We start from the raw sequence: 20,833 nt of genomic DNA, 5'->3' as shown, positions 1-20,833 counted from the left end.
GGGGCTTTATCAAGACCGGATCGGGTCGATCAGTCGGGAACCGTGGACTGGTTCGGGTCCAGTCCGATATGGGTACCAAGCGCCTGCATGTCGCCCAACAGCTTGACGGCCGCGGTGACGACCTCTTCGCCGACATGTTCGCGACGGTCGGTCGCGCTGCGATGGGCGCGATGGGCGTCCTTCATCATGTCGTTGAAGACCTCCTGCGTGATCTCCTCGCGCGGGTGTCCGCGTTCGGCCAGCAGGCTGACGCTGTCGGCATTGATCTCAGCAAAGCCGCCGGTGACGGCGAATTCGCGCGTGGTGCCATCGGCCCCGACCAGCACGACCATGCCGGGACGCAGGGTCACGATCGCGGGCGCATGGCCGGGCATGGCGGTCAGATCGCCGTCATTGCCCGGCAGGCGCACCTCGCGCACGGGAACGGAGGCGAGGCTCCGTTCCGGCGACACGAGGTCGAACTGCATCGTATCGGCCATGGTGCCCCCTTACGCGGCTTCGGCCGCGAGACGCTGTGCCTTGGCCTTCACGTCCTCGATGTCACCGACCATGTAGAAGGCCGATTCCGGCAGGTGGTCATATTCACCGGCCACGACCGCCTTGAACGAGGCGATGGTCTTTTCCAGCGGGACCTGGATCCCGTCCGAACCGGTGAAGACCTTGGCCACGTCGAAAGGCTGCGACAGGAAGCGCTGGATCTTGCGGGCCCGCGACACGGTCAGCTTGTCGTCTTCCGACAGTTCGTCCATGCCCAGGATCGCGATGATGTCCTGCAGCGACTTGTACTTCTGCAGGATGCCCTGCACGTCGCGCGCCACCTGGTAATGCTCTTCGCCGACAACGGCCGGGTCGAGGATACGGCTGTTCGAGTCCAGCGGGTCCACGGCCGGGTAGATGCCCAGTTCCGAGATCGCACGCGACAGAACGGTCGTGGCGTCCAGGTGGGCGAAGGTCGTGGCGGGCGCCGGGTCGGTCAGGTCGTCGGCCGGAACGTAGACGGCCTGGATCGACGTGATCGAGCCGTTCTTGGTCGAGGTGATGCGTTCCTGCATCGCGCCCATGTCGGTTGCCAGCGTCGGCTGATAGCCCACGGCGGAGGGGATACGGCCCAGCAGCGCCGACACTTCCGAACCGGCCTGGGTGAAGCGGAAGATGTTGTCCACGAAGAACAGCACGTCCGTGCCCGAAGCGTCGCGGAACTGCTCGGCCAGGGTCAGGCCGGTCAGGGCGACGCGCATGCGGGCTCCCGGCGGCTCGTTCATCTGGCCGTAGACCAGCGCCACTTTCGACTCCGACAGGTTGTCGGGGACGATCACGCCCGATTCCACCATCTCGTGGTAGAGGTCGTTGCCCTCGCGGGTCCGTTCGCCAACGCCCGCGAACACCGAGTAACCCGAGTGCACCTTGGCGATGTTGTTGATCAGTTCCATGATCAGAACGGTCTTGCCCACGCCGGCGCCGCCGAAGAGGCCGATCTTGCCGCCCTTGGAATAGGGGGCCAGCAGGTCGATGACCTTGATGCCGGTCACCAGGATCTCCGAGCTGGTCGCCTGCGCGGCAAAGTCGGGGGCCTGCTGGTGGATGGCGCGCATGTCGCTGGCGGCCAGGGCTGCGCCCTCGTCCACGGGCTCACCCACGACGTTCAGGATGCGTCCCAGGGTCACGTCGCCCACCGGCACCGTGATCGGGCCGCCGGTATCGCTGACGGGCTCGCCGCGGACCAGGCCTTCGGTCGAGTCCATGGCAATGGTGCGGACGGTGTTCTCGCCCAGGTGCTGGGCAACTTCCAGCACCAGCTTCTTGCCATTGTTGTGGGTTTCCAGCGCGTTCAGGATCGCCGGAAGGTGGCTGTCGAACTGCACGTCGACGACGGCGCCGATCACCTGCGTGATTTTACCAGTGGCCTCTGCCATGTTGTCACCTCTGCGTTACGGTCAGAGCGCCTCGGCGCCCGAAATGATTTCGATGAGTTCCTTGGTGATCGCAGCCTGACGCGAGCGGTTGTACTCGGTCGTCAGCCGGTCGATCATGTCGCCCGCGTTGCGCGTGGCGTTGTCCATGGCACTCATCCGCGCGCCCTGTTCGGACGCCGCATTTTCCAGAAGCGCCGCAAAGATCTGCGTCGCGACCGACCGCGGCAGCAGGTCGGTCAGCAGCTCTTCCTCGCCGGGCTCGTATTCATAGAGCGAATTCACCGGCGCCGCGCCCTCGGGCACTTCGGCAGGGATGACCTGCTTGGCGGTCGGGATCTGGCTGATCACCGACTCAAAGCGGTTGTAGAAGATCGTCGCCACGTCGAAATCGCCGGCATCGAAGCGGGCCAGAACCTCGTCGGTGATGGCGCGGGCATTGTCATAGCCCACGCGCTTGACCTCGGACAGATCGACGTGATGCACGAACAGGCTGCCGTAATCACGCTTGAGCTGCTCGCGGCCCTTCTTGCCGACGGTCAGGATCGCCACGTCCTTGCCTTGGCCGCGCAGCCGCTCGGCATGCTGGCGGGCCAGCTTGACGATCGAGCTGTTGAAGCCGCCGGCCAGGCCGCGCTCGGCGGTCATGACCACCAGCAGGTGACGCTGATCGCCGCCCGTCCCGGCCAGCAGACGGGGCGCGCCCGACTGGCCCGCCGCATTCGCGGTCAGGCCGGCCATGACGGCCGCCATGCGGTCGGCATAGGGGCGCGCGGCTTCCGCCGCCTCCTGCGCACGGCGCAGCTTGGCGGCGGCGACCATCTGCATCGCCTTGGTGATCTTCCGCGTGTTCTTGACGCTTCCGATCCGGTTCTTGAGATCCTTGAGACTGGGCATCTATTCCCCCTCTCAGGCGCGGGTGCGGTTGTATTCGTCCAGCACCGCCTTGATCGAGGCTTCCAGATCGCCCGAGACCTTGCGGTCGTTGCGGGTCATGTCGTCCAGCAGGTCCGACTTCTGGCTGCGCAGGAACTGGATCAGGCCGTCTTCCCAGGCCACGATGTCGCGCACGGGCACGCTGTCGATATAGCCCTTGGTGCCGGCATAGATCACGATCACGATCTCGGCGTTGGTCAGCGGACGGTACTGCGGCTGCTTCATCAGCTCGGTCAGGCGGGCACCGCGGTTCAGCAGGCGCTGGGTGGCGGCATCCAAGTCCGAACCGAACTGGGCAAAGGCCGCCATCTCGCGGTACTGCGCCAGTTCCAGCTTCACGGGGCCGGCGACCGACTTCATCGCCTTGGTCTGTGCGGCCGAACCCACGCGGCTGACCGACAGACCGGTGTTCACCGCCGGGCGGATGCCCTGGAAGAACAGTTCGGTTTCCAGGAAGATCTGGCCGTCGGTGATCGAGATCACGTTGGTCGGAATATAGGCCGACACGTCGCCCGCCTGCGTCTCGATGATCGGCAGCGCGGTCAGCGAGCCGGCGCCATTGGCCTCGTTCAGCTTTGCCGAACGCTCCAGCAGGCGCGAGTGCAGGTAGAACACGTCGCCCGGATAGGCTTCGCGTCCGGGCGGACGGCGCAGCAGCAGCGACATCTGGCGGTAGGCCACGGCCTGCTTGGACAGGTCGTCATAGATGATCAGCGCATCCATGCCGTTGTCGCGGAAGTATTCGCCGATCGCGGTGCCGGAATAGGGCGCCAGGAACTGCATCGGCGCCGGGTCGGACGCGGTCGCGGCCACGACGGTCGTGTAGGCCATGGCGCCGGTCTCTTCCAGCTTCTTGACCAGCTGGGCGACGGTCGAGCGCTTCTGACCCACCGCGACATAGATGCAGTGCAGGGTCTTCATGCCCTCGGCCTCGCGGCCGTTGTAGTTCTGCTGGTTCAGGATCGTGTCCAGCGCGATGGCGGTCTTGCCGGTCTGGCGGTCGCCGATGATCAGCTCGCGCTGGCCGCGGCCGACCGGGATCATGGCATCGACCGACTTGAGGCCCGTCGCCATCGGTTCATGGACCGACTTGCGGGGCATGATGCCCGGCGCCTTGACGTCGGCCACGCGACGCTCGGTCGTCTCGATCGGGCCCTTGCCGTCGATCGGGTTGCCCAGGCCGTCCACGACGCGGCCCAGCAGGGCCTTGCCGACCGGAACGTCCACGATCGAGCGCGTGCGCTTGACGGTGTCGCCTTCCTTGATCGTGCGGTCGTCGCCGAAGATCACGATACCGACGTTGTCGGTCTCGAGGTTCAGCACCATGCCGCGGACGCCGCCGGGGAATTCCACCATCTCGCCGGCCTGGACCTTGTCCAGACCGTAGACACGAGCGATCCCGTCACCGACCGACAGCACCTGGCCGACTTCGGCAACCTCGGCATCCTGGCCGAAGTTCTTGATCTGCTCCTTGAGGATCGCCGAAATCTCGGCAGCCTGGATTCCCATTATCCGACCTCTTTCATGACATTCTGCAGGGAAGCGAGCTTCGAGCGGACCGAGCTGTCGATCATCTTCGAGCCCAACTTGACAATCATGCCGCCGATGAGGGTCTCATCGACGCGCGTGTTCAGCTTGACCGTCTTGCCCGATTTCTCGGCCAGGGTCTGTTTCAGGCGTTCCTGCTGCTCGTCGCTCAGCGCGATGGCGCTGGTGACGTCCGCGGTGATCTCGCCGCGCTCGGTCGCGATCAGGTCGGCCAGGCGGCTGGTCAGCTGCGGCAGGACGAACAGGCGACGGTTCCGGGCCATCAGCTGCAGCGTGTTCGACAGGACCGGCGACAGCTTCATCTTCGCGGCCAGCGCGGCGATGGCGCGGGACTGCTGGTCGCGGGAGTAAAGCGGGCTGGCGATCAGGTCGCGCAGGTCCGCGCTGTCCTTCAGCGCGGCATCCAGATCGGCGGTCTGCCGGGCCAGGGCATCAAGCCCCCCATCTTCCTTCGTGATGTCGAAGACGGCCTGCGCATAGCGTCCGGCGATGCTCTGGGACATGGAAACAGAGTTGGCCACGGTCATCCTTTACGGTTTGCGCAAACCCCGCTGGCGGGCCGGGCTGCTGCCTGGTCTGTCGCGGGGTGCGGGTCGCAGTCGCACGGCTTATGGAGGGTCGTGCGGAAATCTGCGGCGTCTCTAGCAGGTGATTTCGTGCCCGGCAACCTACAAGGGCAAGGAAACGTGGGCCTTTGCGACAATCGGCGCAGGTTGCGTGAAACCAGTCACAAGCAGCGCTAACATTGCGGCTGAAGCGGGTTCCCCCCTGTGGCGGGATGACGCATGTGGGGGGCCAGGCCGCCTGGTCCCGACGCCGGTCAGCAGGCTGAACCCGACTCAGTCCCCGCCACCGCCGGCGCGCCGGACCGGGGCGCTTTTCGGGCGCGGGCGCGTGACCCCGTCCAGGATTTCCCGCGGGCTGGGCACATGGATCCGGATGCCGGGCCCGACCGGCGCGCGGGTCTGCTTGGAGAGTTCCACCAGGATGACCCCCGCGATCAGCACCCGGCTGATCCGCGCGCCGGCCCGTTCCCAGAACTGCGCGCTGCGCAGCCAGAAGCGCCGGTCCGAGGGCGGGATGTAGATGGCCGAGCCGTGCCATTCGGGCATCAGCCCCGCGGCCCGCATCTGCTGCTCGATCTGGCCGGTGGTGTAGGCGCGGCCAAAGCCGAAGGGCGTCCGGTCGCTGGCCGCCCAGAGGCCCGCCCGGTTCGGCACCATCATCATCATCCGCCCCCCCGGCCCCAGGCAGCGCCATGCTTCGGCCAAGAGTTCGCGGGGATGATCGCTGGTCTCCAGCCCGTGCAGCATCACCAGCCGGTCGATGCTGCCTGTCTCGATGGGCCAGGCCGCCTCGTCGCAGAGGACCGAGTGGTTGGGCATCCCGGCGGGCCAGCCCAGCACCCCCTGCGGTCCCGGCATCAGCGCGGTGACGCGTCGCGCATGGGCCAGATAGGGCCGCAGCATCGGCGCCGCAAAGCCAAAACCCGCGACGGTCATCCCGGTGGTGCCGGCGGGCGCCCAACGCGCTGTCAGCCGGTCGCGCAGGATCCGCTGCACCACCCGCCCCAAGGAGCGCTGGTAATAGAAATGCCGCAACTGATCGATGTCGTGATGCATTGCGCCCCGGTTCGGCTTTTGACAGGCTCAGATCACCACAAGGGGAGGGATTTGCCAATGCCGCTGGACCTGGTCACGCTGCGCTGTCTCAAGGACAACTATGCCTATCTGCTGCATGGCGAGGCCGGCACGGTGCTGATCGACGCCCCCGAGGCCATGCCGATTCTGACGGAACTGAACGCGCGGGGCTGGGGCTTGGACGCGATCCTGCTGACCCATCACCATGACGACCACATCCAGGCGGTCCCCGAGATCGTCGCCGCTACGGGCGCTCGGGTGATCGGTGCGGAGGCCGATGCGCATCGCCTGCCGCCGCTGGATCTGCGCGTCCGCCCCCATGAGCCGCTGGAGGTTCTGGGCGAGGCGGTCGAGGTGATCGACGTGTCGGGCCATACGGTCGGTCATGTCGCCTTCCACTTTCCCGACAGCCGTATGGCCTTTACCGCCGACAGCCTGATGGCGATGGGCTGCGGGCGGCTGTTCGAGGGCGATCCGGCCATGATGTGGGACAGCCTGACGCGGCTGAACGCCCTGCCCGGCGATACCCTGATCTGTTCCGGGCATGATTATTGCAGCGGGAATGGCGCGTTCGCCCTGTCGGTCGATCCCGACAATGCGGCGCTGCACGACAGGCTGGCGGCGATCCAGGAAGCACGCGAACCCTGCGCCCCGGCCACGCTGGAGCAGGAACGGGCCACAAATCCGTTCCTGCGCATTCCGGAGCTGCGCAACGGCCTGGGCCTGGCCGGCGCCAGCGATGCCGAAGTCTTTGCCCGGCTGCGCCGGATGAAGGACGAATTCTAGACGCTGCGGCCGTTCCGCGACACCCGGTCGCGGAGCCCGTTCCCTTGGCGCTTGAAATCCGGGCGCTGCGACATCACATCTGCCTCAACCGTTGGAAATTCGTGGCACCTGTCAGAAAAAGCACTTGATGCCGGCGGAAATCCACCAAATCTTAAAGCTATCATGACAGTCTGGGCAGGTGGGCCAAGAATGGGTCCCATACCGCCAGCCGACTGACAGGAGACGACCGTGCCAAGTTTCTCGACCTCCCTGGAACAGGCCATTCACCAAGCGCTCGCGCTGGCGAACGAACATCGACACGAGCTTGCGACGCTGGAGCATCTGCTGCTGGCCCTGACCGAGGAACCCGATGCGGTCAAGGTCATGCGAGCCTGCAACGTCGATCTGGAAGAGCTGCGCAAGACGCTGATCGAGTTCATCGAGGATGACCTGTCCACCCTCATCACCGATGTGGACGGCTCCGAAGCGGTGCCGACGGCGGCTTTCCAGCGCGTGATCCAGCGCGCGGCCATCCACGTGCAAAGCTCGGGTCGGCAGGAGGTGACGGGCGCGAACGTGCTGGTCGCAATCTTTGCCGAACGGGAATCGAACGCAGCCTTCTTCCTGCAGGAAATGGACATGACCCGTTACGACGCGGTCAACTTCATCGCGCATGGCGTGGCCAAGAACCCCAGCTTCAATGAGCCGCGCAAGGTGGCGGGTTCGGACGAGCCGGTCGAACAGACCAAGGCCGAGGCCGCACAGGACGCCAAGGACGAGACGGCGCTTGGCAAATATTGCGTGGACCTGAACCAGAAGTCCAAGAAGGGCGACATCGACCCGCTGATCGGCCGAGAGGCCGAGGTCGAGCGTGCCATCCAGGTCCTCTGCCGCCGGCGCAAGAACAACCCGCTGCTGGTGGGCGACCCGGGCGTAGGCAAGACCGCGATCGCCGAGGGTCTGGCGCTGAAGATCACGCGCGGCGAGACGCCCGACGTCCTGGCCGGTGCCACGATCTTTTCGCTGGACATGGGCGCCCTGCTGGCTGGCACCCGCTATCGCGGCGACTTCGAGGAGCGGCTGAAGGCCGTGGTCAAGGAACTGGAGGCGCATCCCGACGCGATCCTGTTCATCGACGAGATCCACACCGTGATCGGTGCGGGCGCAACTTCGGGCGGGGCGATGGATGCGTCGAACCTGCTGAAACCCGCGCTGGCGGGCGGCAAGCTGCGCTGCATGGGGTCCACGACCTACAAGGAGTATCGCCAGCATTTCGAAAAGGACCGCGCGCTCAGCCGCCGGTTCCAGAAGATCGACGTGAACGAGCCGTCGGTTCCGGACACCATCAAGATCCTGATGGGGCTGAAGCCGCATTTCGAAAAGCATCACGACCTGCGCTATACCAACGACGCGATCAAGTCGGCAGTGGAACTGGCAAGCCGCTACATCAACGATCGCAAGCTGCCCGACAGCGCCATCGACGTGATCGACGAGGCGGGGGCGGCCCAGCATCTGGTGGCCGAAAGCAAGCGGCGCAAGACCATCAGCCCCAAGGAGATCGAGGCCGTGGTGGCCAAGATCGCCCGGATCCCGCCCAAGAACGTCAGCAAGAACGATGCCGAGGTCCTGCGCGACCTGCAGGCCTCGCTCAAGCGGGTGGTCTTCGGCCAGGACAACGCCATCGAGACGCTGTCCAGCGCGATCAAGCTGGCCCGTGCCGGTCTGCGCGAACCGGAAAAGCCGATCGGCAACTATCTCTTTGCCGGGCCGACCGGGGTGGGCAAGACCGAGGTGGCCAAGCAGCTGGCGACGACGCTTGGGGTGGAACTGCTGCGCTTCGACATGTCGGAATACATGGAGAAGCATGCCGTCAGCCGCCTGATCGGCGCGCCTCCGGGCTATGTCGGCTTTGACCAGGGCGGATTGCTGACCGATGGTGTCGACCAGCACCCGCATTGCGTCCTGCTGCTGGACGAGATCGAGAAGGCGCATCCGGATGTCTACAACATCCTGCTGCAGATCATGGATGCGGGCCGCCTGACCGACCACAACGGCCGCCAGGTGGACTTCCGCAACGTGATCCTGATCATGACCTCGAACGCAGGGGCCGCGGATCAGGCAAAGGCGGCGATCGGCTTTGGCCGGGACCGGCGCGAGGGCGAGGATACGGCCGCCATCGAGCGCACCTTCACGCCCGAGTTCCGCAACCGCCTGGACGCGATCATCAGCTTTGCCCCGCTGTCACGCGAGGTGGTCGTCCACGTGGTCGAGAAGTTCGTGCTGCAGCTGGAGGCGCAGCTGATGGACCGCAATGTCCATATCGAGCTGACCCCCGAAGCCGCCGACTGGCTGGCCGAAAAGGGCTATGACGATCGGATGGGCGCCCGCCCGCTTGGCCGGGTGATCCAGGAATACATCAAGAAGCCCTTGGCCGAGGAACTGCTGTTCGGCGGCTTGACCAAGGGCGGGGTGGTGCGCGTGAAAATCGAGGATGACAAGCCCGCCTTCGACATCACGGGTCCTGACGCTCCGCGGATCGGCAAGTCCAAGACCCCGCTGCTGACGGCGGAGTAACGCAAGACCCATGAAGGTTTGGAAGCCCCGCCCTGACCGGCGGGGCTTTTGCATAGGGATTGCTTGGGGATGCAGCTACAGGTTCATGACTGCGCCAGCGCTATCAGGTGCGACCTTTGAACGGACATCCCGCCCGACCAACTTGAATAGATTAAAAGACGCGCGCCCTACCAATTCCTGCTCGGTCACCGCCATTTGTTGCAGGGCTGAGCCACGCCCAATCGCTTGCCGCCCGTAGGTCCGCTGAAGACCTGAGCCCCGTTCAAGAGCACCGGCCTCTCTCAAACCAGAAGTGCCGGAATCAAGCCGCGCAGGGCGTTCCCGCAATAGAGCGCTCCTTCCGCCAGATCCGACAGCTGCAGGTGCGCTTCCTGCGCGCGGCCCTGCATCAGCAGGCTCTGGCGCAGTACCCCTGGAAGCAGGCCGCAGGCCAGCGGCGGCGTCAGCAGCACGCCGCCCCGGTCCAGAAAGATGCTTGTGATGGTGCCTTCGCAGAGTTCGTCAATTTGGTTCAGGAGCAGCGCCTCGTCGACGCCTGCGGGCAACGCCTGCCGCACATGATCATAGACCGGGCGATGCGAGCTCTTGATGGAGAGCCAGGGATCATCCGCCTGCAGCCGCCGGTCTGAGATGATCACCCGCCAGAGAGGAGGGTTGGGCGGCAGCGGGGCATGGGTCACGTCGATCCGGCCGCTGGCATCCACCGCCAGGCGGGCGCGCAGCAGCTGACCTGCGGGCAGCCGGGACAGCGCCTCTTGCGCCAGGGCCTCGTCCAGCGGAAAGCCGACTGCCGCGCAACCGTTCCGCAGACGTGCCAGGTGCAGGGGCCACAGCGCGATATGGCCGTCCGGCTCGCGGCGCATCGTCTCGAAGACGGTCAGACCGTCGGGAATGTGCCCAGGAATGCGGACTTGCACAGCGCCTCCTCCCATTCGGACCCGGCTTCGCTGTCATGCACGATGCCGCCGCCGACGTTCAGCCGCAAGCGCCCCGGCGCGATCATCCAAGGCGAACGGATCGCAACATTGAACCGCATCGGCCCGGCCGGATCGACCCAGCCGATGGCGCCGCAATAGACCTCCCGCGGGGCCGCTTCCAGTTCCGCGATGATCTGCATCGACCGGATCTTGGGCGCCCCGGTGATCGATCCGCAGGGAAAGAGCGCGCCCAGGATCTGTGCCAGCCCGACCCCCGGCACCAGCTGGCCCCGGACGGTCGAGACCATCTGGTGCACCGTCGCATAGCGTTCGATATGGAACAGCTGGGGGACATGGACGCTGCCCGGCCGGCAGATGCGGCTGATGTCGTTGCGGAGAAGATCGACGATCATCAGGTTCTCGGCGCGGTTCTTTTCCGACTGCTGCAGCGCCTGCGCGGCGGCGTCGTCCTCGGCCGGGGTGGCGGCGCGGGCGGCGGTTCCCTTCATCGGGCGCGTTTCGATGACGCCCTGATGATCCACCGCGAAGAACAGCTCGGGGCTGCGGGACAGAACGACCGGCCCGCCCAGGTCCACGAAGGCCCCCTCGCCCACCGGCTGGCGGGCGGCCAGGGCGGCGTAAAGGGCGAGCGGATCGCCCGTGACCTCCGCCTCCAGCGGAAAGGTCAGGTTGATCTGGTAGGTGTCGCCGGCCGCGATATAGGCCTGCACGGCCGCGATGGCCGCGTCATAGCGCGCCCGGTCCCACAGGGGGCGCAGCCGGCCGAAGCTGATGCCCTGCGATGCCGGAAGCGGCGGCGCGGGACGCGGGCCGTCGAAGACCCCCATCAGGATCAGCGGCATCTGCCGGCTAGCGGGCATCAGCTCGGCCAGGCTAGGCGTCAGCGCATGACCCAGTTCATAAGACAGATATCCGGCCAGCCACAGGCCGCGGGCCTGCGCCGCCTGCAGGGTGGCCAAGGCTGGGCCGACCTCTTCGGGCGTATCGGCGCGGATCACGCTCTGCGGGCGCGCGAATTCCGTCCCGCCCGACAGCGGGCCGGTGTCGAACCGGATCAGTCCGTTCATGTTCTGGCCTTCTGCTTGCCGGCCTTGATCTTGGCTGCCAGGTCGCGGGCCACGGCAAAGGCACCCTTGATCCGTTCGGCATCGGACGCGAATTCGCGGCGCAGGACGACCTTGTTGTCGGTGACCTTGGCGGTGCCGCGCTCCTCGGACAGGAATTCGACCAGGCCGGCGGGATCGGGGAACTTGTCCAAGTGGAACTGGACAGTGATCCCCTTGGGCCCCGCGTCCAGCTTGGAGATATTGGCGCGCTTGGCCATGGCCTTGATGCGGATGACCAAGAGCAGCGTGTTGACCTCGCGCGGCAAGGGCCCGAAGCGGTCGATCAGCTCGGCCGCGAAACCCTCCAGCTCGACCTTGGTGGTCAGCTCGGCCAGGCGGCGATAGAGGCCAAGGCGGACGTCCAGGTCGGGGATATAGCTTTCCGGGATCGTCACCGGCACGCCCAAGTTCAGCTGCGGCGCCCATTCATCCTCGGGCGTGCCCTCCAGCTCGCCGGACTTCAGCTTGGCGATCGTCTCCTCCAGCATCTGCTGGTACAGCTCGAATCCGACTTCCTTGATATGGCCCGATTGTTCCTCGCCCAGCAGGTTGCCGGCGCCGCGCAGGTCCATGTCCTGGCTGGCCAGATTGAAGCCCGCCCCCAGCCCGTCGATCGAACCCAGGAACTTCAGCCGCCGCATCGCCTGCGGCGTCAGTGGCTGGCGCGGCTTGGTCGTCAGATAGCAATAGGCCCGTGCCTTGGACCGCCCCACCCGGCCCCGGATCTGGTAAAGCTGCGCCAAGCCGAACATGTCCGCCCGCCAGATGACCATGGTGTTCGCGGTCGGGATATCCAGCCCGGATTCGACGATGGTCGTGGCCAGCAGCACGTCATGGCTGCCGTCGTAAAAGGCGTTCATGCGCTGATCCAAGTCGCCCGCCGCCAGCTGGCCATGGGCGACGATATAGGACAGTTCCGGCATGTTCTCGGTCAGCCAATGCTCGACATCGGGCAGGTCGGTCAGGCGTGGAACGACAAAGAACGACTGCCCGCCGCGGTATTTCTCGCGCAGCAGCGCCTCGCGGATGGTGACGCTATCGAATTCGCTGACATAGGTGCGGATCGCCAGGCGGTCGACGGGCGGCGTGCCGATCACCGACAGGTCGCGCACGCCGGTCAGGGACAGCTGCAACGTGCGCGGGATGGGCGTCGCGGTCAGGGTCAGGACGTGGATGTCGCTGCGCAACTCCTTCAGCCGCTCCTTGTGGGCGACGCCGAAATGCTGCTCCTCGTCGATGATCAGCAGCCCGAGGTTCTTGAAGCGGATGCCCTTGGCCAGCACGGCATGGGTGCCCACGACGATATCGACGCTGCCATCGGTCAGCCCGGTGCGGGTGGCATTGGCATCCTTGGCGCTGACAAAACGCGACAGCGGGCGGACGGTGATCGCCGTGCCGCGAAAGCGCTCGACAAAGCTGCGGTAATGCTGGCGGGCCAGCAGCGTCGTCGGCGCCACGACCGCGACCTGCATCCCCTGGGATGCGGCGATGAAGGCCGCGCGCATCGCCACCTCGGTCTTGCCAAAGCCCACGTCGCCCACCACCAGCCGGTCCATCGGCCGGCCGGCGGCCAGATCCTCGGCCACGTCCTCGATGGCCGCCAGCTGGTCGTCGGTCTCGCTATAGGGGAAGCGGGCGGCGAACTGCTGCCAGTCGTGCTCCTCGGGCTCCAGCACGGGCGCGGGGCGCAACAGGCGTTCGGCCGCGACGCGCATCAGCTTGTCGGCGATCAGCTTGATGCGTTCCTTGAGCCGCGCCTTGCGCGCCTGCCAGGCACCGCCGCCAAGGCGGTCCAAAAGTCCCTCCTCATGGCCGTAGCGCGACAGCAGCTCGATATTCTCAACCGGCAGATAGAGGCGGTCGCCGCCCGCATATTCCAGCGCCACGCAGTCATGCGGCACCTTCAACGCCATGATCGTCTCGATCCCGGTATAGCGGCCGATGCCGTGTTCCACATGGACCACCAGATCCCCGGGCGACAGGGTCTGCGTGTCCTTCAGGAAGTTCTCGGCCTTGCGGCGCTTCTTCGCGCCCCGGATCAGCCGGTCGCCCAGCACGTCCTGTTCCGAGATGACGGCGATGCGGCCAAGCGCCGTTCCCTCCGCCACGAAGCCTTCGTCCAGCGGCCAGACCGCCAGGCCAAGCGCGCCGGGCTGATCAGGCAGGTCGCGCAAGTCACCGATGGGCGCGGCGCCGGTCAGCCCTTCATCCTTCAGCAGCCCCGCCAGCCGTTCGCGCGCCCCGTCCGAAAAGCTGGCGATGACGACCCGGTGGGTCTTGGCCAGCGCCTTCACGTGGCCCGCCAGCGCGCTGAACAGGTTGATCGTCTCGGCCTGCCGCTCGGGGGCGAAATTGCGGCCCGGCCGCCCGCCCGCGTCCAGCACGCCGGGGCCGGGCGGCTGGTTCAGGACCGACAGGCGCAGCACCCGATGCGGGGCCAGCCAGCCAGCCCATTCCGCCTCGGTCGGAAACATCGCATCGGGCGGCACGGGCTTGTAGACGGTATCGGCCCGCCCCTTGGCCGCCATCGCGGCGCAGCGGGCGTCGAACTGTTCGCGGATCATCAGGCGGCGCGCGTCGATCACCTGGCCCAGATGATCGTCCAGCACCACCGACGCGCCGGGCAGATAGTCGAACAGGCCTTCCATCCGGTCATGGAACCAGGGCAGCCAATGCTCCATCCCCGCCGTCTTGCGGCCGGCACTGACGCTTTCGTAAAGCGGGTCATTGGTCCCACCCCCGTATTCCGTCCGATAGCTCTGGCGGAAGCGGGTGATCGACGGCTCGTCCAGGATCACCTCGGACATGGGCGCAAGCTCGATCCGCGACAGCTTTTCGGTGGTGCGCTGCGTGACCGCGTCGAAACGCCGCGCCCCGTCCAGCACGTCGCCGAACAGGTCCAGCCGGATCGGCCCGGCTTCGCCCGGCGGAAAGATGTCGATGATGCCGCCGCGAATGGCATAGTCGCCCGGATCGGTCACCGTCGGGCTCTGGACAAAGCCCATGCGCACCAGGAACTCGCGCAGGGCCGCCTCGTCGATGCGGTCGCCCACGCGGGCGGTGAAGGCGGTCCGGGCCACCAGGTCGCGCGCCGGCAGCCGCTGCAGGACGGCGTTCAGCGTGGTCAGCAGGACAAAGGGGCCCTTGATCGCCCCCTGCGCCAGCCCGGCCAGCGTGGCCATGCGCGCCGCCTGGATCTCGGGCGCGGGCGAGACCCGGTCATAGGGGGTCGTGTCCCAGGCCGGAAAGTCCAGCACCGCCAGCTGCGGAGCCAGAAAGGCCAGGGCCGCGCGGGTGGCGGCCATGCGGCGGTCGTCGCGGGCGATGTGGATCACCGGCGCGCCACGGTTTTCGGGACGCGCCGCCTCGCGCGCGATCAGCGCCGCGTCATAGCCTTCGGGCGCACCGGAAAGGATCAGCTGGTCGGACATGAGCCGTCAGGTATAGGGCCGCGCCGCGAAGTCAAGCGCCTCACAGCCCGTTGGGATGCATGATGGCCCACAGCGTCCCCCAAAGCACCGTCAGCGCGATCGCGACCATCGACATCAGCGTGACCCAACGGCGGTGCCAGGACATCAGATGCACCGCCTGCGCGGCCACCTGCGACAGCTCCATCTGCCCGTCCTGCGCCGCCTCGACCAGCGGGACCAGGCGCCGCGCCAGCCGGATGCGCATCCAGAACAGAAGCCAGAAGGGCACCAGCAACAGCACCATCGCCTGCGCCAGTTCCAGCCAGAAGACAAAGCCCAGCACCGCCAGCGAGCTCAGCAGGAAGCTGGTGACCGCCAGGAAAAGCGCCCCCTCGCGCGTGCCCAGCTGCCAGCGCGGCAGGACCAGCGACAGCCAGTCCAGCAGCGTGATGACGGCGGCGCCCTCGGCCTGTCCCGCGGCTTGGGCGGCGCGGGCGCGGGCCAGCACCTCGGTCGGCACGCCCAGCACGCTGCGGCCGGTGGCGGACCACATCCCCACCAGCGCCAGCCAGTACCAGATCGTCATGAAAGACCGGCTGTCCAGAAGCCCGATCAGGCTGTTGACTTGCGGCACTGGCAGTTCCTTGTCCTTGGCTGCCGGCGACCTTAGAACGGGTTTTGACCAAGGGAAAGCCGCCCGGTTGTCCCAGCTGCCGTCCCATTTGCAGGAGGCCCCATGGCCAGCCCGATCATCGCCCCTTTCCCCGCCTCGCGCCTGCGCCGTCTGCGCCGCAACGCCAATATCCGCGCCATGGTCTCGGAAACGAACCTGACGCCCGCGAACCTGATCTGGCCGATCTTCGTGACTGAGGTGGCGGGCGCCGAGGGTGAGATCGCCTCGATGCCGGGTGTGGAGCGGCTGACGCTGGACGGCGCGAAACGCGCGGCCGAACGCGCAGCACGCCTGGACATCCCCGCCATCTGCATCTTTCCGCATTCCGACCAGTCCAGCCGGACCGAGGGATGCGAGCGGGCCTGGGACCCCGACAACATCGGCAACCTGGCCATCCGCGCCGTCAAGGAGACCGTGCCCGAACTGGCGGTCATGACCGACATCGCGCTGGACCCCTACAATGCCAACGGCCATGACGGGCTGGTCGTAGACGGAGAGATCCTGAACGACGAGACGGTCGAGGCGCTGGTCCGCATGGCGCTGGTGCAGGCGGAATGCGGCGCCGACATCCTGGGGCCAAGCGACATGATGGACGGCCGCATCGCCGCCCTGCGCGCAGCCCTGGAGCGCGAGGGGCACAAGCATGTGGCGATCCTGTCCTATGCCGCGAAATTCGCCAGCGCCTTCTATGGCCCGTTTCGCGATGCGGTGGGCGCCTCGGGGCGGCTGGTCGGGGACAAGAAGACCTATCAGATCAACCCCGCCAACCGGGGCGAGGCGATCCGCTGCGTCGCCCGCGACCTGGCCGAAGGCGCCGACATGGTCATGGTCAAGCCGGGCATGCCCTATCTGGACATCTGCCGGGCGGTGAAGGACGAATTCGGCGCGCCGACATTCGCCTATCAGGTCAGCGGCGAATACGCGATGATCGAGGGCGCGATCCGCAACGGCTGGCTGTCGCGGGATGCCATGGTGGAAAGCCTGCTGGGCTTCCGCCGCGCCGGCTGCGACGGGGTGCTGAGCTATTTCGCGCCCACCGTGGCCGAGATGCTGGCGTGACCGGCCCCGCTGACCTATCCTGCGCCCCAACGGGCCGGTAAAAGTCCCGATCACCGACACGAGGCGACAGATGACCAAATTCACGATGACGCGCCGCAACCTGCTGGCATCGGGCGGCGCTGCGATGCTGGCCGCCGGCTGCACCAATGCGGTGGGCACCAATGGCGCCGCGCAGTTGGATGCACGCGTCGACCAGACCCAGCAATACCTGGTCGGCACCTATCCCGCCGCCGCCCCGCTGGTGCAGAACGCCCGCGGCGTCCTTTACATGCCGCTGATGACCGAGGCCGCCCTTGGCTTTGGCGGCGCCTATGGCCAGGGCGCGCTGCGGATCGGCGGGCAGTCGGTCGATTACTATTCCGCCACCCGCGCCACGGTGGGCCTGCAGGCCGGGGCGCAGCAATATGCACATGTGCTGATCTTCCAGACGGACGAGGCGCTTGGGGCCTTCCGCGCCGCGCCGGGCTGGGTTGCCGGGGCGGGCGCCTTTTACGCGATCCCGGCCGGCGGGATGGCCGTGGGGACCGACACATTCTCGGCCCAGTTCCCGGTGGTCGCGATGATATTCGGCCAGTCGGGCCTGATGGCCGGCGCCGCGATCGAGGGCACGAAATACAACCGCATCATCCCCTCGACGCTGCCGCAGATCAGCTTTGGCTCGCTCGGCCTGCCGCCGATGGGCGCGCCTGCCTGACCGCTAGCCCCGGCGGGTCGGGCCGGCTGTCCCCGGCAGCAGCGCTCCGGCCCGGGTCCGCGCCACGCCGATGACCAGCGCGGCCTCGAAGCCGCCCTGGACCTGGGTGACCTGGGCAAAGGCCCCCTCTCCTGCCCTGCGCGCGATCCCGTCGCGATCGTTGAAGATCTGGCCGCGGGTCGAGCCACGCGCATAGGCCGGCAGCTGCCGGAACACCGCCCGGCTGAAGCGGTCGGGAAAGAACATCTGGCCTGTCACCAGGCTCTGCCGATCCAGCAGGACCTTGAAATGCACATGGGCCGTGCGGCCCCGGTACCAGCCGGGCCAGATCGACCGGAATGCCACCCGGCCCGCCTGGTTGGTCATCTGAGACCCGCGCAGGAAGGTCTGCCCGCTGAGGTCCCCCTCGGCCTGGCCGGGATAGCCGCTGTAATTGCCCTGCGCGTCGCAGTGCCAGACATCGACCCGCGCCCCCTCGATCGGCCGGCAGGCGGCGTCCACGACTTGCAGGCGCATCGCCAACAGATGGCCCGGCCTGTCCTCGCGGATGTCGCTGCGCAGCAGGCGCGGGTCGAAATAGAAGGGCCCCTCGGTGGTCTCGGGCATCAGGCGGCAGACATGGGTGGCGATCAACTGGGCCTCTGCCGCGTCCTGCGCCAAGGCCCGCCCCACCGCGCCGATGCCCAGGACCGAGGGCGTTGCCGCAGCCAGGGCCCTCAAAAGATCGCGTCGGTCCAGCATGAGGCACCTTTCGGCTGACATCCCGCCATCATGCCCCACCCCGGGGGGCCGCGCGAAGTCACAAGGCCGTCAGGCCGAGGTCAGGTGCCGCAGCCCGTGGGTCACATCCGCCCGCACCGCCAGCCGCAGCGCCGGTTCGTCGCCCGCCCGCAGCGCCGCCAGGATCATCCGGTGGTGCCGCGGCGGCTCGTTGCGCCTGACCCGCCCATAGAGCGCCCGCATCGTCGGCCCCAGCTGCAGCCAGATCGTCTCAAGCATCGCCAGCATCGCGGGCGCCTGCGCCCGCAGGTAGAGCATCCGGTGAAAGTCCAGGTTGCAGCGGATATAGCCGACCGCGTCGTGACGCTCGACCGCGTCGGCGATCCGGCCGTTCATGGTCGCAAGCCTGTCGATCAGCGCGAAATGCGCGCGCGGCAGGGCGCGGGCGGCCAGTTCGGGTTCGATCAGCGCACGCAGGGCGGCCAGTTCCTCGATCCGCTCATCCGACAGGGCGGGCGTGGCGACGCGGCCTGATCCCGACAGGGTCAGCGCCCCTTCGGCGACAAGGCGGCGCACCGCCTCGCGGGCGGGCGTCATCGACAGGTGATGGTCGCGGGCGATCCCGCGCAGGGTCAGCGCCTTGCCGGGTGGCAGTTCGCCCAGCATGATCTGGCTGCGCAGGCTGCGATACAGACGCTCATGCGCGGTGGGGTCGGTGGATCGGGCGGCGCTCATGGGCTTCATGTGATCACAAATCCTGCGCCCGTCAATCGCGGAACTGCCACAGCATCAGATCGCCCCCATGGGCCTTCAGCCAGGTGCGCTGCGGTGCATGGCCGGGCATCAGTGCCTCGACCTGCGCCCAGAAGCGGGCCGAATGGTCCATATGCGCCAGATGCGCGACCTCGTGGGCGGCGACATAGTCCAGCACCGGCCCCGGCGCCATCGCCAGCCGCCACGAGAACATCAGCCGGCCGTCATGGGTGCAACTGCCCCAGCGCGACCGCGTGTCCCGCAGCACAAGGGCGCGATAGGGGCGGCCCAAGGCGCCGCTGAAGCGGTCGCAGGCGGCGCGCAGCCGATCCGCCGCCAGATGCTTCAGCCATGCGGCCGCGACCGGGCCCGCGGAACGCCCCTGCGGGATCAGCAGCGCGTCGCCCTGCACCTGAGGCCTGCGCACCTCGGCCGGTGTCAGCCGCAGCAGCTGCCCTTCGACGGGCAGCAGGGCGCCCGGTACCGCGACCTGCCGTGCGGGCAGCCGGGCGACAGCTTGGTGCAGCCAGGCGCGGCGGGATTCGGCAAAGGCCCGCCCCTCCCGCTCGGAAACATGCGCCGGCAGGGTCAGCACCACGCCCGATCCGTCACGCGGCACCCGCAGCGTCATGCGCCGCGCGCGTGGCGAGCGCGCCAGCCGCACCGCCAGCCCGTCTTCGAGGATGATCCGCTGATCGACGCTTGCCATGCCCGCCCCGGCCTGCCAGATAAAGCCTTTGACACCCTCAGGCCGCTGTGGCAGGGGGTCGCCCGGTTTCCCTAATCGCGGCTGAAGGAGATTACCATGCCCAAAGAGGAATGGGGCACGAAGCGCCTGTGCCCGCATTGCGCGACGCGCTTTTATGACCTGAAGAACGACCCGATGACCTGCCCCGCCTGCGGCAACCAGTTCACGCGGGACAGCCTGACCGACGGTCGCGGCAAGACGCTTGTCACCGAAAAGACCGCCGTGCGGCCCGATGACGACGAACTGGTCGATGACGAAGAGGACATCGCCGACGAGGCCGGCGAACTGGACGACGACCTGCTGGAAGAGGACGATGACGACGGCGACGTGTCGCTGGACGACATCGCCGATGTCGCCGGCGACGAAGAAGAATAAGAGCAAGGGCCGCGTCGAAAGTCGCGGCCCTTTTCTTTCCGGCGCGCAGGGCTGGGCCGCGCCTCCCGCAGCCACTTTCTCCGCAATTTCAGCACCTGCATCCCATGTCCGCCTGACTGGGAAAGAATCTGCGCCTGCCCGACGATTTTCCGCTTGCACCCCCACGCGGGCGCCCATATAGACCCCACACGCGGCGGCGCTGAGGCGCTTCGCAGACCTCCGGTGGGGCCATAGCTCAGTTGGTAGAGCGCTTGAATGGCATTCAAGAGGTCAGGGGTTCGACTCCCCTTGGCTCCACCAAAAACATCCCGGCAATGCCGGGTAAATCCTTTCCTCATGTAAAATGTGACCTTGCTCCGCTGAGTGACGGGATGGGTCGGCACATCTGGCGATGTAGGCAATCGCCTACCGCCGTGGGAAGATGCTCTCTTAGAGCCCAGCCTTAATGTCGCCCATGCAAATACATGACAGCTGGCGCGATGGCGGAGGGGAAAAACTTCGGCCATCTGTTCTGAGCCAAGGTGGCAATCCGGCGCCGAGCTTTCACATGACAAAACACGATCTCGATGCGGTTGCGCCGCTGGTGGCAGTAGACGGGCGTTGCCGCAGGAGATCCTGCCGGGAATGCTGACCTTGCAGTCATCTGCATTGGACCTCCCGCCTAACCAAGCAGTTGCTCCCGTCCTGTTCTGGAAAATACGGGACGAGTTCAGGGGACAGCCGCGCTGCAGGATTGGTTTTGAGATACCCCCTCAATTCTTCTGTCTGAAGCCAACGGTAGTATGATCCAAGCGTCAGACATAGCCTGTCTCCGACACCGGGCGGTCATTCTGCAGACCAATCATCGAACATGAGGCCGCTGAACCGGGAAAGATCGAGGAAATCTCTCCCCCCATCCCCCGGATTAGGTATTCTGCATCGGCGGCGGCCCGTGTTCAGTGACGAAAGCGTCCTTTGCCAGTGCCCCAGTTTTCGCAGTAGCGA

18 protein-coding genes and 1 tRNA gene are annotated in these 20,833 nt (G+C 66.9%); 6 read left to right on the top strand and 13 right to left on the bottom strand.

Features of this window, described 5'->3' with window-relative positions:
- Nucleotides 1-29: 29 nt before the first annotated feature.
- The 6 genes from ACZ2G3_RS03725 to ACZ2G3_RS03700 all read right to left on the bottom strand — a co-directional run bounded on the left by ACZ2G3_RS03725 (nucleotide 30) and on the right by ACZ2G3_RS03700 (nucleotide 6,016).
- Nucleotides 30-479, bottom strand: coding sequence for a F0F1 ATP synthase subunit epsilon (locus tag ACZ2G3_RS03725; protein WP_419269023.1), 450 nt, complete (start codon nucleotides 477-479; stop codon nucleotides 30-32).
- A gap of 9 nt (nucleotides 480-488) precedes the next feature.
- Nucleotides 489-1,913 carry a F0F1 ATP synthase subunit beta gene (gene atpD / locus ACZ2G3_RS03720; RefSeq protein ID WP_419269024.1) on the bottom strand — a complete coding sequence of 475 codons (1,425 nt, stop codon included), beginning with the start codon at nucleotides 1,911-1,913 and terminating at the stop codon, nucleotides 489-491.
- A gap of 21 nt (nucleotides 1,914-1,934) precedes the next feature.
- Nucleotides 1,935-2,807 (bottom strand): F0F1 ATP synthase subunit gamma, encoded by an 873-nt coding sequence (locus tag ACZ2G3_RS03715; RefSeq protein ID WP_419269026.1) that lies wholly within the window; start codon nucleotides 2,805-2,807, stop codon nucleotides 1,935-1,937.
- 12 nt (nucleotides 2,808-2,819) lie between these two features.
- The gene (gene atpA / locus ACZ2G3_RS03710; RefSeq protein ID WP_419269027.1) at nucleotides 2,820-4,355 is read right to left on the bottom strand and encodes a F0F1 ATP synthase subunit alpha; all 1,536 of its coding nucleotides are present in this window, start codon (nucleotides 4,353-4,355) and stop codon (nucleotides 2,820-2,822) included.
- Entirely contained in the window at nucleotides 4,355-4,921 is a 567-nt protein-coding gene (locus ACZ2G3_RS03705; RefSeq protein WP_419269028.1) for a F0F1 ATP synthase subunit delta, read from the bottom strand. The genes atpA and ACZ2G3_RS03705 overlap by 1 nt, the downstream gene beginning before the upstream one ends.
- A gap of 312 nt (nucleotides 4,922-5,233) precedes the next feature.
- Nucleotides 5,234-6,016: a methyltransferase domain-containing protein gene (locus ACZ2G3_RS03700; RefSeq protein ID WP_419269029.1), complete on the bottom strand. Its 783-nt coding sequence runs from the start codon at nucleotides 6,014-6,016 to the stop codon at nucleotides 5,234-5,236.
- A 57-nt stretch (nucleotides 6,017-6,073) separates the two neighbouring features.
- Here ACZ2G3_RS03700 and gloB point away from each other — a divergent pair, with 57 nt between their 5' ends.
- Entirely contained in the window at nucleotides 6,074-6,820 is a 747-nt protein-coding gene (gloB, locus tag ACZ2G3_RS03695) for a hydroxyacylglutathione hydrolase (protein WP_470397743.1), read from the top strand.
- 228 nt (nucleotides 6,821-7,048) lie between these two features.
- The gene (clpA, locus tag ACZ2G3_RS03690) at nucleotides 7,049-9,373 is read left to right on the top strand and encodes an ATP-dependent Clp protease ATP-binding subunit ClpA (RefSeq protein WP_419269031.1); all 2,325 of its coding nucleotides are present in this window, start codon (nucleotides 7,049-7,051) and stop codon (nucleotides 9,371-9,373) included.
- A gap of 281 nt (nucleotides 9,374-9,654) precedes the next feature.
- On the opposite strand, the gene ACZ2G3_RS03685 is transcribed toward clpA, so the two are convergent.
- From ACZ2G3_RS03685 to ACZ2G3_RS03670, 4 genes are read right to left on the bottom strand one after another with little or no spacing between them, the layout of a single operon-like run.
- Nucleotides 9,655-10,290, bottom strand: a complete 636-nt coding sequence (locus tag ACZ2G3_RS03685) for an aminotransferase class IV family protein (RefSeq protein ID WP_470397741.1) — start codon at nucleotides 10,288-10,290, stop codon at nucleotides 9,655-9,657.
- A complete protein-coding gene (locus ACZ2G3_RS03680) occupies nucleotides 10,251-11,378 on the bottom strand; it encodes an aminodeoxychorismate synthase component I (RefSeq protein ID WP_470397739.1) in 1,128 nt (375 codons plus the stop codon). The genes ACZ2G3_RS03685 and ACZ2G3_RS03680 overlap by 40 nt, the downstream gene beginning before the upstream one ends.
- Nucleotides 11,375-14,848 (bottom strand): transcription-repair coupling factor, encoded by a 3,474-nt coding sequence (gene mfd / locus ACZ2G3_RS03675; protein WP_470397737.1) that lies wholly within the window; start codon nucleotides 14,846-14,848, stop codon nucleotides 11,375-11,377. Before mfd ends, ACZ2G3_RS03680 begins: the two co-directional genes overlap by 4 nt.
- 40 nt (nucleotides 14,849-14,888) lie before the next feature.
- The gene (locus tag ACZ2G3_RS03670; protein ID WP_470397736.1) at nucleotides 14,889-15,461 is read right to left on the bottom strand and encodes a hypothetical protein; all 573 of its coding nucleotides are present in this window, start codon (nucleotides 15,459-15,461) and stop codon (nucleotides 14,889-14,891) included.
- A gap of 102 nt (nucleotides 15,462-15,563) precedes the next feature.
- Here ACZ2G3_RS03670 and hemB point away from each other — a divergent pair, with 102 nt between their 5' ends.
- Both hemB and ACZ2G3_RS03660 read left to right on the top strand, forming a co-directional pair.
- Nucleotides 15,564-16,559 carry a porphobilinogen synthase gene (gene hemB / locus ACZ2G3_RS03665; protein ID WP_470397734.1) on the top strand — a complete coding sequence of 332 codons (996 nt, stop codon included), beginning with the start codon at nucleotides 15,564-15,566 and terminating at the stop codon, nucleotides 16,557-16,559.
- A gap of 70 nt (nucleotides 16,560-16,629) precedes the next feature.
- Nucleotides 16,630-17,253 (top strand): lipid-binding SYLF domain-containing protein, encoded by a 624-nt coding sequence (locus ACZ2G3_RS03660; protein ID WP_419269038.1) that lies wholly within the window; start codon nucleotides 16,630-16,632, stop codon nucleotides 17,251-17,253.
- A 3-nt stretch (nucleotides 17,254-17,256) separates the two neighbouring features.
- Here the strand turns inward: ACZ2G3_RS03660 and ACZ2G3_RS03655 are convergent, their stop codons facing one another.
- From ACZ2G3_RS03655 to ACZ2G3_RS03645, 3 genes are all read right to left on the bottom strand, one after another.
- On the bottom strand, nucleotides 17,257-17,994 hold the full coding sequence (locus tag ACZ2G3_RS03655; RefSeq protein WP_470397732.1) for an intradiol ring-cleavage dioxygenase: 738 nt from the start codon (nucleotides 17,992-17,994) through the stop codon (nucleotides 17,257-17,259).
- 69 nt (nucleotides 17,995-18,063) lie between these two features.
- Entirely contained in the window at nucleotides 18,064-18,708 is a 645-nt protein-coding gene (locus ACZ2G3_RS03650; protein WP_470397730.1) for a GntR family transcriptional regulator, read from the bottom strand.
- Between the two features lie 31 nt (nucleotides 18,709-18,739).
- Nucleotides 18,740-19,435 (bottom strand): M48 family metallopeptidase, encoded by a 696-nt coding sequence (locus ACZ2G3_RS03645; RefSeq protein WP_470397728.1) that lies wholly within the window; start codon nucleotides 19,433-19,435, stop codon nucleotides 18,740-18,742.
- A 96-nt stretch (nucleotides 19,436-19,531) separates the two neighbouring features.
- On the opposite strand from ACZ2G3_RS03645, the gene ACZ2G3_RS03640 reads away from it, so the two are divergent.
- Nucleotides 19,532-19,849: a TIGR02300 family protein gene (locus ACZ2G3_RS03640; RefSeq protein WP_111300819.1), complete on the top strand. Its 318-nt coding sequence runs from the start codon at nucleotides 19,532-19,534 to the stop codon at nucleotides 19,847-19,849.
- Nucleotides 19,850-20,073: 224 nt separating this feature from the next.
- Nucleotides 20,074-20,149, top strand: a tRNA-Ala gene (locus ACZ2G3_RS03635).
- Nucleotides 20,150-20,833: the final 684 nt, after the last annotated feature.

The sequence above is a fragment of the Paracoccus sp. KKT209 genome (assembly GCF_055635455.1).
The sequence above is the reverse complement of the archived record's forward strand: the minus strand, read 5'-3'. Positions and strand labels throughout refer to the sequence as shown.

What these genes read in the sequence shown, in the direction of transcription:
- ACZ2G3_RS03725 (WP_419269023.1), bottom strand. Translation starts at nt 479, where the DNA reads ATGGCCGATACGATGCAGTTCGACCTCGTGTCGCCGGAACGGAGCCTC.
- atpD (WP_419269024.1), bottom strand. Translation starts at nt 1,913, where the DNA reads ATGGCAGAGGCCACTGGTAAAATCACGCAGGTGATCGGCGCCGTCGTC.
- ACZ2G3_RS03715 (WP_419269026.1), bottom strand. Translation starts at nt 2,807, where the DNA reads ATGCCCAGTCTCAAGGATCTCAAGAACCGGATCGGAAGCGTCAAGAAC.
- atpA (WP_419269027.1), bottom strand. Translation starts at nt 4,355, where the DNA reads ATGGGAATCCAGGCTGCCGAGATTTCGGCGATCCTCAAGGAGCAGATC.
- ACZ2G3_RS03705 (WP_419269028.1), bottom strand. Translation starts at nt 4,921, where the DNA reads ATGACCGTGGCCAACTCTGTTTCCATGTCCCAGAGCATCGCCGGACGC.
- ACZ2G3_RS03700 (WP_419269029.1), bottom strand. Translation starts at nt 6,016, where the DNA reads ATGCATCACGACATCGATCAGTTGCGGCATTTCTATTACCAGCGCTCC.
- gloB (WP_470397743.1), top strand. Translation starts at nt 6,074, where the DNA reads ATGCCGCTGGACCTGGTCACGCTGCGCTGTCTCAAGGACAACTATGCC.
- ACZ2G3_RS03680 (WP_470397739.1), bottom strand. Translation starts at nt 11,378, where the DNA reads ATGAACGGACTGATCCGGTTCGACACCGGCCCGCTGTCGGGCGGGACG.
- mfd (WP_470397737.1), bottom strand. Translation starts at nt 14,848, where the DNA reads ATGTCCGACCAGCTGATCCTTTCCGGTGCGCCCGAAGGCTATGACGCG.
- hemB (WP_470397734.1), top strand. Translation starts at nt 15,564, where the DNA reads ATGGCCAGCCCGATCATCGCCCCTTTCCCCGCCTCGCGCCTGCGCCGT.
- ACZ2G3_RS03660 (WP_419269038.1), top strand. Translation starts at nt 16,630, where the DNA reads ATGACCAAATTCACGATGACGCGCCGCAACCTGCTGGCATCGGGCGGC.
- ACZ2G3_RS03655 (WP_470397732.1), bottom strand. Translation starts at nt 17,994, where the DNA reads ATGCTGGACCGACGCGATCTTTTGAGGGCCCTGGCTGCGGCAACGCCC.
- ACZ2G3_RS03650 (WP_470397730.1), bottom strand. Translation starts at nt 18,708, where the DNA reads ATGAGCGCCGCCCGATCCACCGACCCCACCGCGCATGAGCGTCTGTAT.
- ACZ2G3_RS03645 (WP_470397728.1), bottom strand. Translation starts at nt 19,435, where the DNA reads ATGGCAAGCGTCGATCAGCGGATCATCCTCGAAGACGGGCTGGCGGTG.
- ACZ2G3_RS03640 (WP_111300819.1), top strand. Translation starts at nt 19,532, where the DNA reads ATGCCCAAAGAGGAATGGGGCACGAAGCGCCTGTGCCCGCATTGCGCG.